General features: G+C 34.4%; 11 protein-coding genes and 1 tRNA gene. 5 read left to right on the top strand and 7 right to left on the bottom strand.

Annotation, left to right across the window (positions count from 1 at the left end; all coding sequences use genetic code 11):
* Window positions 1-2: 2 nt before the first annotated feature.
* The 5 genes from GIY83_RS21555 to GIY83_RS21575 form a co-directional block, all read right to left on the bottom strand.
* The gene (locus GIY83_RS21555; RefSeq protein ID WP_194617378.1) at window positions 3-1,031 is read right to left on the bottom strand and encodes a sugar kinase; all 1,029 of its coding nucleotides are present in this window, start codon (window positions 1,029-1,031) and stop codon (window positions 3-5) included.
* 358 nt (window positions 1,032-1,389) lie between these two features.
* Window positions 1,390-1,857: a RidA family protein gene (locus GIY83_RS21560; RefSeq protein ID WP_055093883.1), complete on the bottom strand. Its 468-nt coding sequence runs from the start codon at window positions 1,855-1,857 to the stop codon at window positions 1,390-1,392.
* A gap of 4 nt (window positions 1,858-1,861) precedes the next feature.
* Window positions 1,862-3,181 carry a GntP family permease gene (locus GIY83_RS21565; RefSeq protein ID WP_194617379.1) on the bottom strand — a complete coding sequence of 440 codons (1,320 nt, stop codon included), beginning with the start codon at window positions 3,179-3,181 and terminating at the stop codon, window positions 1,862-1,864.
* A gap of 196 nt (window positions 3,182-3,377) precedes the next feature.
* Window positions 3,378-4,910 (bottom strand): SusD/RagB family nutrient-binding outer membrane lipoprotein, encoded by a 1,533-nt coding sequence (locus GIY83_RS21570; RefSeq protein ID WP_194617380.1) that lies wholly within the window; start codon window positions 4,908-4,910, stop codon window positions 3,378-3,380.
* A 34-nt stretch (window positions 4,911-4,944) separates the two neighbouring features.
* Complete coding sequence (locus GIY83_RS21575; protein ID WP_194617381.1) at window positions 4,945-8,100, bottom strand: SusC/RagA family TonB-linked outer membrane protein; 3,156 nt, start codon at window positions 8,098-8,100, stop codon at window positions 4,945-4,947.
* Window positions 8,101-8,350: 250 nt separating this feature from the next.
* Here GIY83_RS21575 and GIY83_RS21580 point away from each other — a divergent pair, with 250 nt between their 5' ends.
* Window positions 8,351-9,118, top strand: a complete 768-nt coding sequence (locus tag GIY83_RS21580; protein ID WP_194617382.1) for an amidohydrolase — start codon at window positions 8,351-8,353, stop codon at window positions 9,116-9,118.
* Here the strand turns inward: GIY83_RS21580 and GIY83_RS21585 are convergent.
* Complete coding sequence (locus tag GIY83_RS21585) at window positions 9,115-10,803, bottom strand: Ig-like domain-containing protein (protein WP_194617383.1); 1,689 nt, start codon at window positions 10,801-10,803, stop codon at window positions 9,115-9,117. The genes GIY83_RS21580 and GIY83_RS21585 overlap by 4 nt on opposite strands.
* Window positions 10,804-10,977: 174 nt before the next feature.
* Here GIY83_RS21585 and GIY83_RS21590 point away from each other — a divergent pair, with 174 nt between their 5' ends.
* The 4 genes from GIY83_RS21590 (at window position 10,978) to GIY83_RS21605 (ending at window position 14,951) form a co-directional block, all read left to right on the top strand.
* Complete coding sequence (locus GIY83_RS21590; protein WP_208683396.1) at window positions 10,978-11,982, top strand: hypothetical protein; 1,005 nt, start codon at window positions 10,978-10,980, stop codon at window positions 11,980-11,982.
* Complete coding sequence (locus GIY83_RS21595; RefSeq protein WP_208683398.1) at window positions 11,942-14,314, top strand: hypothetical protein; 2,373 nt, start codon at window positions 11,942-11,944, stop codon at window positions 14,312-14,314. The genes GIY83_RS21590 and GIY83_RS21595 overlap by 41 nt, the downstream gene beginning before the upstream one ends.
* A 12-nt stretch (window positions 14,315-14,326) precedes the next feature.
* Window positions 14,327-14,731, top strand: a complete 405-nt coding sequence (gene mce / locus GIY83_RS21600; RefSeq protein WP_194617386.1) for a methylmalonyl-CoA epimerase — start codon at window positions 14,327-14,329, stop codon at window positions 14,729-14,731.
* A 146-nt stretch (window positions 14,732-14,877) separates the two neighbouring features.
* A tRNA-Ile gene (locus GIY83_RS21605) sits at window positions 14,878-14,951 on the top strand.
* Between the two features lie 124 nt (window positions 14,952-15,075).
* Here GIY83_RS21605 and GIY83_RS25015 read toward each other — a convergent pair.
* Window positions 15,076-15,378, bottom strand: a 303-nt coding sequence (locus tag GIY83_RS25015; protein WP_229029149.1) for a transposase, incomplete at its 5' end; no start/stop codon positions are given.

The raw sequence follows: 15,378 nt of genomic DNA on the forward strand, positions 1-15,378 counted from the left end.
ATTTATCTGTTAATTCTATTACTTGAGCCATTTTTAATAAAATGACTTATTTCGTCGAGATTTGTTATAGCAAAATCTCCGTGAATACTCTGTTTGATTACGCCACAGGCCGTTGCCCATTCGATACATTCCTGTCCGGATAATTGATTCGATAATCCGTATAATAATCCTGCGTTGAAAGCATCTCCGGAACCAATTTGGTCTGTTATAACATGTATTTTGTGTTCTTGTGTTTGGTTAAAATTACCTTCATGAATCAGTAATCCCTTGTATAAATGTGCCGGTCCATTTGATTTTCTAAAACTCATTGCCAGTGTTTTTAGATAAGGCATTTTTACTTTTAATAATTCGAATGTTTTCTGAAAGCGATTTTCATCTGATTCGTTTTTATCGGTTTTGATTCCGAAATAAATTTCAATCGCGTCTAAATCAGCCACTGTAATCGTGCTGTATTGAAGCAAATCAGGCATAATTTCAGATGGATGTTTTCCGTACTGCCATAATTTTGATCGAAAGTTAAAATCAGAAGAAATAGGCAAACCTTTTTTGTGTGCTGCCAAAATCGCTTCTTTACAAACTAAACCTGCTTCTTCAGAAACTCCGGGACTTATTCCTGACCAATGAAAATGCATAACATCGGCGAAAGCCAAATCCCAATTAATTTGATCTTTTTCGATAGTTGCGAACGAAGAATTACTTCTATCATAAATAACCTGCGATTGCCTGATTTGATTTCCGGCTTCTACAAAATACAATCCCAAACGTTCTCCGCCATACACACATTTTGAAGTATTGACTTTGTATTTTTGAAGTTCGTTTAAAGCCAGTTGAGCCAAATCATTTTCGGGTAATCGTGTAATATAATCGGTTTGAATCCCGAGTTGGGAAAGTAAAACACAAACATTTGCTTCGGCACCGCCAACATGAATTTTTATTTCATTGGCTTGCGTAAATCGGTTTCCATCTGCAACGCTCATTCGAAGTAATAATTCTCCAAAAGTTGCAATTCTAGTTTGTGGTGTTGTATTCATATTTTTTGTTTTTTGCCACAGATTATATGGATTAAAATGATTTTTAAATGTAGCGCTTAATTTTTTTTAACACATAGAGACATAGTTTTTGAAATCGTATAAAAGGCGTTTCACTTGCATTAACAAACATGGCTATGTGTAAAAGCTAGCTTTTTTACTTACTTCTAGTATTCAAGTAAAATCTATGTTTCTATGTGTTTGAAAATTTTGTTATAGTTTATTGTCGCCACCAATTTCACGAATTTTCACTAATTCGATGCGTAAAAATAATTCGTGCTAATTCGTGAAATTCGTGGCAAAAAAATAAATCTGTGCAAACCTGTTTAATCTGTAAAATCTGTGGGCTAAATTCTTTAATCTAAAATAATTCGAAAACAGCTTCAACTTCAACAGGAATATTGTCTGGTAAAGAACCCATTCCTACGGCGCTTCTTACGCCAATTCCGTTTTCTTGTCCCCAAACTTCGGCAAACAATTCACTGCAACCGTTTATTACATACGGATGTCTCAAGAATTCGCCATTACAATTCACCATTCCTAAAACTTTTATAACACGTTTTACTTTATTCAGGCTCCCGAAATTGGTTACAATTGTAGATAGCATGGTTAAACCGACTTGTCTTGCTGCTAATTTTCCTTCTTCGATATCCATGTCATCGCCAATTCGGCCAATGATTAGGGATTTGTCGTCGTTAACAGGCCCGTGACCTGAAAGGTATAAATATTTACCATCAACTAAATAGGGTTTATATATTCCTAATGGCTGAGGCGCCGGCGGAAGAGACAAACCAAGTGTTTCAAATTTTTCTTGTGGTAATAAATTCATGGTATTAATGTATTATAGAGTTTAAAATAAAAACGAAAATGATTCCTAAAACAGATACTAGAGATTCCATGACGGTCCATGATTTGAACGTGTCTTTTAGGCTGATATTAAAATATTCTTTGAACATCCAGAAGCTTGGATCGTTTACGTGAGAACACATTAAACTTCCGGCTCCTACGGATAAAACCAATAAGTTAGGGTCGAGTCCGGTGGTTTGTAGTAAAGGTAATAAAACGCTGGCAGTCATTAATCCGGCTGCTGTAGCAGAACCAACACAAACGCGTATGATTGCCGCCATCATCCAGGCCAATAAATATGGATGAATGTTAATTTGTGTTAAAGTTACTACTATAGTTTCGTTTACGCCGCTTACGATCATTACTTCTTTTAAACCTCCGGCTCCACCAACAATTAGAACAATAAGAGCCACATCTTTTATCGCAACGGCATAATCATCCATTACTGATGTGATGCTTCTGTTCATTCTGATTCCTAATGTATAGGTACAAATCAATAAAGAAATCAGCATAATCATACTTGGTTCTCCAACTGTTTTGCAAATATTTGCTACTGTTTCATTTTGTGAAATCATAGGTAATATCGATGTCAGCGTTAAGCCAAAAACCGGAAATAAGGCGGAGAATAAACTAAGAGAAAAACTAGGTTGTTTGCCTTCGTTAGCTATTTCTTCGACATTCAGGATTTCATGATCCGATTCGGTTTTGATGTTTTTTAATAAATTCGAAAATAACAAACCCGCAATAAAAATTGTTGGAATCGCAATGATGATTCCGTAGACTAAAACTAGTCCAATATCAGCTTTTAAAATACTGCTTAAAGCCATTGGAGACGGATGTGGCGGCAAAAAACCGTGTGCTACTGAAAGCGATGCCAGCATTGGGATTCCCAGATATACTTTTGACAGTTTGAATTGATGGGCTACTGAGAAGATTAATGGAACTAACAAAACAAATCCAACACTATAAAATAGCGGTATCCCAACAATAAATCCGGTAATCATTAAGCCAAGGCGAACGTATTTTTTGCCCGTCCATCCCATAACAGTTTTGGCAATGACATTGGCGGCGCCTGATGAAACGGTAAGTTTACCAATACAGGTTCCGAAAACGATAATCAGAGTAATAGATCCTAACATTTCGCCTAAACCTTTTTGTACGGTTTGAGACAAAGTAGCTATTGGCAGACCTAAAAAAAGGCCGGCTAATAAAGCTGTTATGATAAAGGCAATAAACGGATTGATTTTAAGCCAAGCTATCTGAATGATTAAAAACGCAATGCATGCCGTAAGAATTAAAATGCTCATTTATCTTTTGTATTAAGAGTCTTAATTTGTGCCGTTAGGCACTTAATATTGGTAAAAAATGAATCTCAATGTATGGCGTGCCGTAGGTACGTAATAGTTATTGTTTTGTTGCGTACCTGCGGCACGCCAATGAATTTGAAACTTTATAATTACCAATATTAAGTGCCTAAAGGCACATTTCAACTCTTGATTTGTATTATTGTTTATCCCACCAGATTCTGGTTGTAAAACTATCCTCGCCCTGACGTTTAACCGCTTCTGCTAAGTTAATTGAATTCACTGAATATTCGCTGGTGGAGTATTTCAAACGTCTTGGAATTGTGCCGTTTGTAACGTTACCGGGAAAGTTTACAGGAACTAAAACAGGATATCCTGTTCTTCTCCAGTTGGCATAAACTTCTTGCTCGTCTACAAATAATGCTACGTAAATCTGTGTATGAATTTGATTCATTTTAGCTTCAAATGATCCTGCTGCATTATATGGGTTAAGCGTTAAATAAGCAGTTGCATCCGGGATAGCATAACTGGCACCATAAATTCCCATGTTCAGGAAAGATGCTTTAACTCCTTTTTCGTATAGATCTTTATCAGTTTCCCCTGTATACCAACCTCTTGCAGCAGCTTCGGCTAAATATAAATTTGTTTCTGCATTGCTTAAAAGTACAAGTGGCGCATCAAATTTAAGAATTGTGCTTTGGTTAGGTTCAGAATAAGTGGCTTGTTCAACAGGTGTTGGTGCTATTTTTGTTCCGTTAGGAAAACCTTTTTGAACTGCAAGAGTGGTGTTTTGAACCGTTCCCTGCCAAACTCCTGAATAGACACTAATTCTCGGATCGGCAGTATCTTTTAATAAATCGATGAATGTTTGGGCTAGTTTTCCTCCTTCAACATTTTTTTGACCATACGATCCTGCTGTAAAATCTTGTCTTCTGGCATCGAAACCAACCGGGTTTCTGTTGAAATCATTTGGTCCGTCAGTATATTTCATAATGGCATTATCAATTCCGTTAAGGATAACTCCTCCGGCAATGGCTTTGGTTACCCAGGTTTTTGATAATGCAGGATCAACTTTGCTTAATCTCAATCCTAAACGAAGCATTAGAGAGTAAGAGAATTTTTTCCATTTTGCGACATCTCCATCATAAATAAAATCGGCTTTGCCAAAACTTGGTTTCGCAGGATCTAATGCAGTTGCAGCTTCATCCAGTTCTTTTAGTAAATCTTTGTAGATGAATTCCTGAGAATCATATTTTGGAAGAAAAACTTGTGTGCTAATTGCTCTCGCAGCATCTGAATATGGAATGTCTCCATATAAATCTGTAGTTCTATGGTATAAATAAGCTCTCCAGATTCTGGCAATATTAAGTTTGTTGCTGTCATTAGGATTTGCTTTTAAGGCATTAATTACAATTTCAGTTTCGTTTAAAGCAGTTGGATACAATTGATTGAAATAAGCTGAAAAGTAAACTTCATTGCTTAAATATTTGTCACCCACACCCGAAGCTTCTTTGTAAGTAGCATAATGTTGAATCATTCCGCCACATTCGAGAATATTGGTAAAGAAGTAATTGTTGTTTAAACCGTCAAGTTGTGCTTTACTAAAAACGAAATTCGGGTTTGGTTTGTCAACAGAATTGGGGTTAGTATTGATTTCTTCAAAATCATCAGTACAGGAAGCCATACTTCCTAAAAGTATTCCTGCAATATATAATATGGTAAACTTTTTCATGTCTTTTAATTTAAAAATTAGCAACTAAGTGAGTTTAAAATTTAACATTTAAACTTAAACCGAAACTTCTGGTTTTTGGTACTCCAAATTGTTCTACACCCTGAGCATTTCCTGCGCTAAATACAGATTCCGGATCTACGTTTGGTGTTTTCTTGTAAAGAATGAATAAGTTTCGTGCGATAAATGAAATAGAAGCTCCCTGAAGTTTTGATAATCCTTTGATGTTTTGAATAGGTAAATCGTACCCCAGAATGATTTGTCTTAATTTTACAAAACTTGCATCATAAACAAACGTTGACGAAATGTTTCTTAAACCGTCGTAATACGTTCTTAAGTTTTCTGGAGCAATCACCATATCAACAGGATTTCCGTTGGTATCAACCCCTTTTATTGGTAATCCGTTCTCACGGCCTTCAAGCGTTAATTTTGTTAATCCCATACGAGTTCCGTATAAATCAGTCCCTGAATATAAGCTTCCTCCAAATTTACCATCTATCAAAAAGCTGAATGAGATGTTTTTGTATTTGAATTCATTGCTGATTCCTGCTGCCCAAGGATGAACTCCCTGACCTAATTCTTCAAGCGGACCTTGTGCTATCGTTGCAGAACCTCCGCTTACATTATAAACAGTATTTCCTTTTGCATCTACACGAGGTTTGTATCCTTTGATGATACTGTAAGGACGACCAACATCACTCGTTATGGTTACATATCCGTTTACAGATGTTGCCATTGTAATAGAGTTCAACTGATCTGTAAGTGCTTCAACGGTGTTTTGATTGTAAGATCCGTTGAAACTTGCATCCCATGAGAAATTTTCAGAATTGATGATTTTTCCACTCAATAAAACTTCAACCCCTTTGTTTCTCATTTTTCCTAGATTCAATAAAGCAGTGCTTGATCCTGAAGCGTTTGAAATGGTAGTTTCTACAATGTCATTTGTTGTGGCGCGGTTGTAGTAAGCAAAATCAAGATTTAAGCGATTATTGAAAAATCCTAAATCGGTTCCAATTTCAAATGTGGTAGAGGTCAACGGACTTAAAGTTGAATTAGGAACTCTTGAACTTGTTGGTCCTTGTAATTGCTGACCATTGTGCCCGCCCTGAATCATCGAATACGATTGGTTCAATGCATAAGGATCCGGTGTTGCTCCACCAACCTGAGCCCATGAAGTTCTTAGTTTGGCAAATGAAATAAATTCCGGCATTTTTACAATGTCTGAAACAATGATACTCGTTCCAATAGAAGGATAAAATACTGTATTGTTATCTTTTGAAAGTGTAGAGAACCAATCCTGACGGCCTGTAATGTTCAAAAACACGATGTTTTTATAATCTAAATCTGCTGCAGCATAAACCGAATTTGTTTTGGTTTTTCCGTAAGGATAGCTATAAGTAAGAGTAGATAAATTGCTTATCGCATAAAAATCATCTAATACAAAGTTTGAACCTTCAAATCTGGTTTCGTCTCTTAAATTAGTACGGGAGTTTACCCCAATTAAAGCATTTAAAGAGAAATTATTATAGATGTTTTTCTTGGTATAATTTAAAATAGCTTCAGAATTCAGGTTGGATATTTTAACTCTTGAACCTTGTGCGTAACCAATCGGATTGTTTAAAGTTGTTTTTGGGATGTATCCAAAGAACTGATAATCTGTAAAATCCTGGCCAATTCTACCTTGAAGGAATAATTCTGGTGTAAAGTTTAGTTTTACATTCAACATTCCGATAAAACGATTTTTAGTATCATTGTTTTTTATTTTGTTAACTACAAAATACGGGTTGGTAGCCACCGCAACAGGATTCCATGCCTCTTCTACGCCATTTGCATCATATCCCGGAGCAAGATTTCTAATGTCAACACTATTAGCAATCATGTAAGTTCCCCAGTTTGGATTTGCTTCAGCATCAGAAACCGTAACTCTGTTATTTGATTTCTCTAAATTATATTGAGCTACAACATCAAACTTTAACCAGTTTGTTAAGTTTACATTACTGGCGATGTTAATGCTTTTTCGATTAAAATCAGAATTTGGCACAACACCCTGATTGTCCATGTTCGAAAAAGAAAGACGTCCGGTTGCTTTTTCATTTCCTCCTGATAAAGCCAGGGAGTTAATGAATGTAGTTCCTGTTTCGTAGAAATTCTTGATATTATTTTTTTGAGCTACATAAGGCCTTGCAACTCCGTCAAACTGAACGACATCTGTTCCGTCCAATTTAGCACCCCAGGACCAACGTCCGGCAGCAACAGCTTCCGCTTGTGTTGTTGGTTTTTTTCCGTTTGCTCCTGAACCGTATTCATATTGCCAATCAGGTATGATCGATGGAGTTTCGAAAGTAAATGAAGTATTATAATCTACTCCAATTCCTTTTTGCGCAGATCCTCTTTTGGTTTGTATTAAAATAACCCCATTCGCAGCATTTGCACCGTATAATGCAGCGGCCGTCCCACCTTTCAAAACGGTAATGGTTTTAATATCATCAGCATTAATTACTGATGTTCCGTCACCTCGGTCAACATTTATTCTGGTAGATCCAGGTCCGTTTCCAATTCCAGGCAAGTTTAGTTGGGTATTGTCTATAGGCAAATCGTTGACCACATACATCGGCTGGTTATTTCCGTTTAATGATCCGTTACCTCTTATTACAACCCTGCTCGAACCGTTAGGGCCAGTTGCGGTGCTGCTCACGTTTACACCGGCAATTTTACCTACTAATGCATTTGCGATATTGGTTTCTTTCGCTTTTGTAAATTCAGTTCCTTTTAGTTCTGTTACTGCATATGCTACAGATTTACTGCTTTTTTTGACTCCCAATGCCGTTACCAAAACCTGATCTAAAACATTTTCGGCTGGTTTTAAGCTTATAACTAAATCTTGTTTATTGTCTAATTTATATTCTAAAGAGGCATAACCCATGTAAGTAACGATGATGTGAGTTTCGTTTTCCGGAACATTTAGTTTGAATTTTCCGGTTTCGTCAGTTATGGTAGCTATTTTATTATTGCCCTTTGCATAAATTGTTGCTCCGGCAATTGGCATTCCGTCATCCTGACCAACTACTTGGCCTGAAATTTCTGTCTGATTGCTTTTTTGTTCAAAAAGGTGCTTTTTAATTGCAGCCTCTTTTGCATTTGCTGAGAAGATCATCCCCCCAATAAACACTAATGAAATTAGCTTTGTTTTCATAATTCTTTGGTTTTCATGTTTTTTTTGGTTTTCATGTTTTTTTTGGTTTTTATTGGCGATCAAATATAAAAATTTATTTTTCACATTTGCATATTTTTTGCAAAATGTACATGTTTTTTGCAATATTTTTTCGTGAAACATTTTTAATATCCAAAAGATATGTGATTTTACGAGGTGTTTTGAGAAAATTTTGCAGGTAATGCTTTTTTTCAAAAAATAATTTTAATCTTAAAATTCGTATTTTTGAAGTATGAAAATCGCACTTATACAATCAGACCTTTATTGGGAAGACGCTTGTAAAAACAGAAAAAGCTTCGAATCGAAAATAAATCAGATCGATGCTGAGGTTAATTTGGTAGTACTTCCAGAAATGTTTTCAACCGGATTTACCATGAATGCGCCCGAAGTTGCTGAAAGCATGCAGGGTGAAACAGTATTGTGGCTCCAGTCTCTGGCAAAACAAAAAAACTTCGCCATTACGGGAAGTTTGATTATTGTCGAAAACGAAAAGTATTATAATAGAATGTTGTTTGTTTTTCCGTCAGGGGAAATTCAGTATTATGACAAACGACATTTGTTTTCGCTTGCCGGAGAAGATAAGTTTTACACAAGCGGAAAAGAGAAAGTAATTGTAGAATATCTTGACTGGAAAATTTGTTTACAGGTTTGTTACGACTTAAGGTTTCCGGTTTTTGCCAGAAATGTCGAAAATTATGACCTGCTTTTATATGTGGCCAATTGGCCAAAAGTACGTACCAATGCCTGGGATACTTTGCTAAAAGCAAGAGCAATCGAGAATTTAAGTTATGTAGTTGGTGTAAATAGAGTAGGACTGGACGCAAACAATTACGAACACGTAGGGCATTCGCAAGTGGTTGATTTTCTGGGGAATTTTATTTTAGAACCACAGGAAACCGAAGCTGTTTTTATCGTTGATTTAGATAAAAATGCAATGCTGGAAACTCGAAAAAAACTTGATTTCTTAAGTGATAAAGATATTTTCCAAATTAAAATCTAGAATGCTGTTCTCTTTTTGGCGTCTTCTTTTTTCTTTTTCTCGATTTTCTTTTTTTCTACTTCAGGACTAAAAGGAACGCTTAAATCAATTGCCTGGTCAACATCCCAATTCGTTCTTACGTCAACTTCTGTTTGATAGTAAAAGACTTCTTCTGCGTAGGTTTTATTCAAAAAGTTTCCTGAATCGTACTTTTTGTTTTTATTGTCGTCGTATATAATTCGAATGGTGAATTTATCGGGAACCATTAAATTAAATTCCATTTTGGTTTTGCCTTCGGAGTAATCACTTGCATACACAACATCTCCTTTTGCATTAGTAGCCTCAACTATTATAGGAAAGCGTTTTACGTTTTGCAAATTCAAAACAAGATTTCCGTAATCAGAGTGTTCTTTTGTGGTTAATTTATAAGCCAGAGTATCGTTGGTTTTTTCGTAGAAATCAGTCAAAGCACCAGGGAAAAAGGTAACATTGTATTTTTCGACTGGTTCTTTTTTAAAGTCGACATATAATTTTTGTTCAAATTCATCGTATTCTGTCGTAAAGTCTACAGCCACAGAGTCTTTATTGACTAATCTCATTTTTGATTTGTCAAATTTCACCAACGGTGTTGAAGATTCTAATGTAAAACGATCTCTGAAATTAATCACTCCGTTTTGCAATGCCGTAATGTTCAAAGTATCTTTCTTTTGATCTTTTACTTTAAAAGAGAACTTTTTATTAAAGTTTTCTCTGCTTACTTCCATTGATAATGAATCCGCTTTTATCGGCTTGTACCAAACTTGCAGGGAATCTTTTTTAGGAAAAGCGGTTACGATTGTTTCTAGAACGTCATTGCCGTGTTTAAGAACAATTTTAGGTTTAGAAGTTTTAAAATCCTGTTTTCCTTCATAAGGAAGATATAATCTGTTTCCTGATGCCTGAATTGGTTTGAATGTTTTTAGGGGCAATACTTCCTTAAATAATTCTAATTCAAATACAGTGTCATTTGGTACTGTGATATAATGTTTAAGGAATCCAATTTTATCATCTTTCGGATTGTATCTGTTGTTGCTGCCTTTGTCTTTTAATGCTACTAATAAATATTTCCCGGCCTTTAAATTTTCTAATTTAAAAGTTCTCAAACTGTCCAGAGTATTTGTGATATATCTAGGGCTTTGTTTGTAAATTAAAGAATCCTTAAAAGTGTCATTTACCTCATAAAGCATTACAGATACAAAATTGTCTACGTTTTTTTCGTAAGCATCTTTTATTTGTCCGCTAATAGATAGTGAGTCAATATAAGGTCCTGTAGAGAAAATATATTTGAACTGATTGATGGCATTCCCTTCGTTATTGTCGGCAATACTTTGCCCGAAGTTAAAACTGTAAGTTGTGTTGGGTTGTAAAGTGTCTTTTATTTTTATCGTAATAACTTTACTTGCATTGGTAGGCAAGATAAGCGGCTCATGCTTCATAGGAGGCGAAATAATAAGCTGCTTGTTCAGGTTTTTAAGCTTTACGTATTCATCAAATCCTAAAATGATTTCATTGCCTTCAAAATTAGTAGTCATGTTTTTTGGAGAACTATATTTTAAAACCGGAGCAAGAGTATCTTTTAATCCACCGGTAATGCTGCCTCGTTTGGCGCAACTCAACATTAAAAATACCAGTAAAAATGAAATATATCTGAAGTTGTTTTTCAACATAATGTTTTCTGAATTTGATTGCACAAAATAACGATTATATTTGCTTTAATTGAAATTTTTTATCCATTTATTAGGATTTACAGCTTTCATTTGTTTCTCTATTTTTTTTGAATTTGAAATCATCGCCACGATATAATTTCTTACTTTTGATTTCAAATATAATTTTTCCAGGTTTTGACAAAAAGATTTTTCGTTGGTTTAGTATTCCTTTTGCTAATTTCTTGTGGTAAAAATGAAAAGCCAATCGTAGCTTTTTATTATTGGAAAACCATCTTTAAATTATCTGAAACCGAGAAAGAAGTCTTGAAGGGTAATGATGTGAGTAAGCTTTATATTCGCTATTTTGATATAGGTCTGTATCCTGAATCTAAAGAACCAATCCCTATAAGTCCCGTCCGGTTTCAGGAAAACATCAATGGTTTTAATGTTGTTCCTGTAGTTTTTATTCAAAACAAAGTCATGTCACTGCCTAATCTCGATATTGATGATCTGGCTCAAAAGACCGTTCATTTGGTCGAAGAAATTAATGCTAAGAATAAAATTGCTTATCAGGAAATTCAAATCGATTGTGATTGGACATTAAAAAGTAAAGACAATTATCTTAAATTTATAGAACAATTTAAAAAACTCTCGAAGAAAAAACTTTCGGCAACAATTCGTCTGCATCAGGTAAAATATTTTAAGAAAACAAAAATTCCAAATGTCGATTCGGGAGTTTTGATGTATTATAATATGGGTACAATTGCACCGGATGCTGAAAATTCTATTTACAGCCAAGAAACCGCAGGAAAATATTTGAAGAGTTTAAAAAAATATCCACTGCATCTTGATTTTGCTTTGCCAATTTATTCTTGGGGAGTTCATATCAGGAATCAAAAAGTGATCGGATTACGTTCCAAACTAAATGCAAACGAGCTTCAGAAAGATATTAATTTTGAGAAACTTGATGCTGTTTTTTTTAAGGTAAAAAAATCAAATTATAAAAATGGCGTTTTTTATGAAGAAAATGATTTGCTTAAAATAGAAGCAATTTCCTCAGAAGATTTAAAAGAAATGGCAGATGAACTAGATGATAATGTAGTTCAGCGCCCAAGAGAAATTATATTTTACGATTTAGACGAATTCAATATTAAAAACTATGAAAAGAATATTTTTAAGCAAGTTATTTCTTGTTTCTAGTGCTGCTTTACTTTCTGTATACGGAATAATTTATGCTTGTGGAGGTGGCGATGACTGGGATTTCTTTGGTTATAATTCAAACTTCACGCCTGAAACATTTACTGATAAATCATATTCGCCACTTTTTTTATCAGGTGCTATTTTTTACGGAATTGGTTTTGATACCGAGCATAACTCGCGTTTCAATGAAAATATAAAATCAGATTGGTCGAATTACCTAAAAGGAAAAGTCGATACTACAACTGTAAATTATTTTTTAATTGGCGAAGAAACGACAAGATATTCTTCTGAGAAAAAAGCACCACAAAACAAGACAGATATTGCACAACTTCATGTTTTCTTTAAAAATAAAAAAGAGAATCAGACGTCATTAAAATGGGGTAAAAAGATTGCTTTAAAAGATGCCAAAGTGAAGAGTTTTGTCGAGTTTTTGTATTTGGCACAAAAAATAGAAACAGTTTCGATAAATACTGATTATTGGAGTTATGATCCCGTTGTGGCAAAAACTTTTAATGATCTCAAAATGATTCAGTCTATAGAGAATGTTTATAATACAACTTCAGATTCGTTCTTGAAAAACAGGTATTGGTTTCTTACTATGAAGGCTTATTTTTATAGCAGCAACAAGAAAAAAGCAATTGAGTTTTTTAATAAAACCGAAGCTTCGGTAGTGAAAAATACTTTGTATTATCGTGCGCTGTCATATGTGGCGGGAATAAATTACCAGCAGAAAAAATATTCGACTTCCAATTATTTATATGCACAGGTATTTGATAAATGTCCTGAATTGAGAGTTGTTACAGCTTATAGCTTCCGTCCGCAAAATGATGCCGATTGGAACAAGTCTTTGGCAATGGCAAAAAATAATAAAGAAAAAGCAGCACTTTGGGCAATTCACGGATATTATAAAGATGAAACCCAGGCTATCGGAAAAATTTATGAATTAGATTCTAAAAGTGAACACTTAAACTTTTTACTAACCCGATTAGTGAACAATCAGGAACAAGCAATAAATAATTCGTTTGAGGTAAAAACAAATACTGACGATTATAATTCGCCTGTTGTTAAACAAACAGTTGCAGAAAACAGAGAAGCAAATAAAGCTAAAATGAATACTAAAGCGTTCGATTTAGTGTCTAAAATTGCCGCTGCCGGAAATACTGAAAAACCATATTTATGGGATATTTCATTAGGATATCTGCAAACCTTAAAAGGGGATTATACTGCCGCAGACAACAATTTGAATAAAGCGGAAAAAACAATGCCGAAGACTGAATTGGCAAATTATCAATTGCGTTTGCTTCGTTTTGTAAATAACATGAGTAAAATAGATAAACTTACTGATAAAAATGAAAAAACAATCCTGGCCGATTTGAATTGGTTGTATCAGGAACTTCCAAAAACGTATAAAGGGCAAGAATTCCGTTATCAAAATGCGGCGCAATGGAGTAAGAATTATTTGGCTACATTATATAGAGCGAAAGCAAATCCTGTAATGGTAGAATTGTTTGGTGGTGATTCTCATTCTAATTTGTATTATTGGGGAGGTGGAAATGCCTTTTATGATAACGAAAAGAATTTGTTAGATATGAAAGGATTTTTGGCTAAGCCAAATAAAACTGAAATCGAGAAAATTGGAGCTAGGATTTATTATCTAAAATTGAAAGATATTAATAATTTTCAGGCAGTTCAGGCAACATTCAAAAATAAAATTCCCGAAGCAATTACATATATTCAGCAAGCAGATTCAGTTCAGTATTATACTTTTTTAGGAAATCCGTTTAACGGAAATATTAAAGATTGTCACGATTGTGATCACTCGGCTTATCAAAAAAAGAAATATACACAACTTGAATTTTTGAATACTATAAAAGCAATGCAGGATAAACTGGCACAAAAAGAAGATGTTTATACGAACAGTTTATTGTTAGGGAATGCGTTTTATAACATCACACATTTTGGGAACGGCAGAACTTTTTATGAAATCAGTATTGTAGGTTATGGTTCGAATCCGTATTCTTTTAGAGATTCAATGAAAAAAATGATTACCAATTGTGATGTTCCTAAAATGTATTATCAAAAAGCTTTTGAAGCGGCGACTACAAAAGAACAAAAAGCAAAATGTATTTATATGCTGGCAAAATGCGAGCGTAACGACTATTATAATAATAAGTATAATGATCTGAAAAACTGGTGGGAAGCAAATGATGATAAAATTAATTTTATAGCCTGGAGTGGTTTTAAAGCTTTGAAAAGAGATTATTCAGACACAAAATACTATCAGGATGTAATCGCCGAATGTGGTTATTTTAATACTTATATTAATCAGTAAATTATATTTAAGATGGTAAATAAAATTGAACATATCGGAATTGCAGTAAAAAATATGGATGATGCTAATGTTTTGTTCGAAAAATTATTAGGCGTTCCGTCGTATAAAGAAGAGGCAGTTGAGAGCGAAGGAGTCCTGACGTCTTTTTTTCAAACCGGAACCAATAAAATTGAGCTTTTAATGGCAACAAATCCGCAAAGTCCAATTGCTAAGTTTTTAGAAAAAAAAGGAGAGGGTATTCATCACATCGCTTTTGATGTTGAAGATATCCATGCTGAAATTATTCGCCTAAAAAGCGAAGGTTTTGTCTTGATAAATGAAGTTCCGAAGAAAGGAGCCGATAATAAATTAGTAGTTTTTTTGCATCCAAAAAACACAAATGGGGTTTTGGTAGAGCTTTGTCAGGAAATTAGATAAAAAAATGTCTTCTAAAGATGTGAAATAAAAGGTTGAAAATCAATTGTGTTCTAAAAGGACTCGCTATTATTTAAAATTAATTAGAAATCATATCCCAAAATATTTGGAGTGAATTAAAAATAGTAGTAATATTGCATCCTCAAACCGGTCCTATAGCTCAGCTGGTTAGAGCACCTGACTCATAATCAGGTGGTCCCTGGTTCGAGCCCAGGTGGGACCACAAAAAGCCTTTACAGCAATGTAGAGGCTTTTTTTATATGACACAAACCCAGTATTCATGGGCTTTTGAAAAATGGATGATTTCAAAAGTGGATCAAATATGGATCAAACGCAAAGTTTGGGGATTAGGCAAAAAGATTAGATAATCTGAATAATAAGAAATCTACTTTACGCACATCTCTAAATTGACTTCTGAACGCTTTTACTTTAGCATTGAATGATTCAGCAGAAGCATTAGTACTTCTATTATTAAAATAGTTTAAGATTGATTGGTAATTAACCGTTATAGTATTTAAAAGAGTATTAAAATTTTTAAACCCTGAGTCCTCTACATTCCTGTACCAATGTGCCAGTTTGGTCATCGCAATATGTTTATTGTTATGATTGTTGTAAATACCTCGTAGTTGTTGGGTTAAACTGTAGGCTTT

It is taken from the genome of Flavobacterium sp. SLB02 (assembly GCF_009664855.1).
Taxonomy (GTDB): Bacteria; Bacteroidota; Bacteroidia; order Flavobacteriales; family Flavobacteriaceae; genus Flavobacterium.

Excerpts from the sequence above, each read along its gene's own strand:
- GIY83_RS21595 (WP_208683398.1), top strand. The coding sequence starts at position 11,942 with ATGAAAAGAATATTTTTAAGCAAGTTATTTCTTGTTTCTAGTGCTGCT.
- mce (WP_194617386.1), top strand. The coding sequence starts at position 14,327 with ATGGTAAATAAAATTGAACATATCGGAATTGCAGTAAAAAATATGGAT.
- GIY83_RS21565 (WP_194617379.1), bottom strand. The coding sequence starts at position 3,181 with ATGAGCATTTTAATTCTTACGGCATGCATTGCGTTTTTAATCATTCAG.
- GIY83_RS21570 (WP_194617380.1), bottom strand. The coding sequence starts at position 4,910 with ATGAAAAAGTTTACCATATTATATATTGCAGGAATACTTTTAGGAAGT.
- GIY83_RS21560 (WP_055093883.1), bottom strand. The coding sequence starts at position 1,857 with ATGAATTTATTACCACAAGAAAAATTTGAAACACTTGGTTTGTCTCTT.
- GIY83_RS21580 (WP_194617382.1), top strand. The coding sequence starts at position 8,351 with ATGAAAATCGCACTTATACAATCAGACCTTTATTGGGAAGACGCTTGT.
- GIY83_RS21555 (WP_194617378.1), bottom strand. The coding sequence starts at position 1,031 with ATGAATACAACACCACAAACTAGAATTGCAACTTTTGGAGAATTATTA.
- GIY83_RS21575 (WP_194617381.1), bottom strand. The coding sequence starts at position 8,100 with ATGAAAACAAAGCTAATTTCATTAGTGTTTATTGGGGGGATGATCTTC.
- GIY83_RS21585 (WP_194617383.1), bottom strand. The coding sequence starts at position 10,803 with ATGTTGAAAAACAACTTCAGATATATTTCATTTTTACTGGTATTTTTA.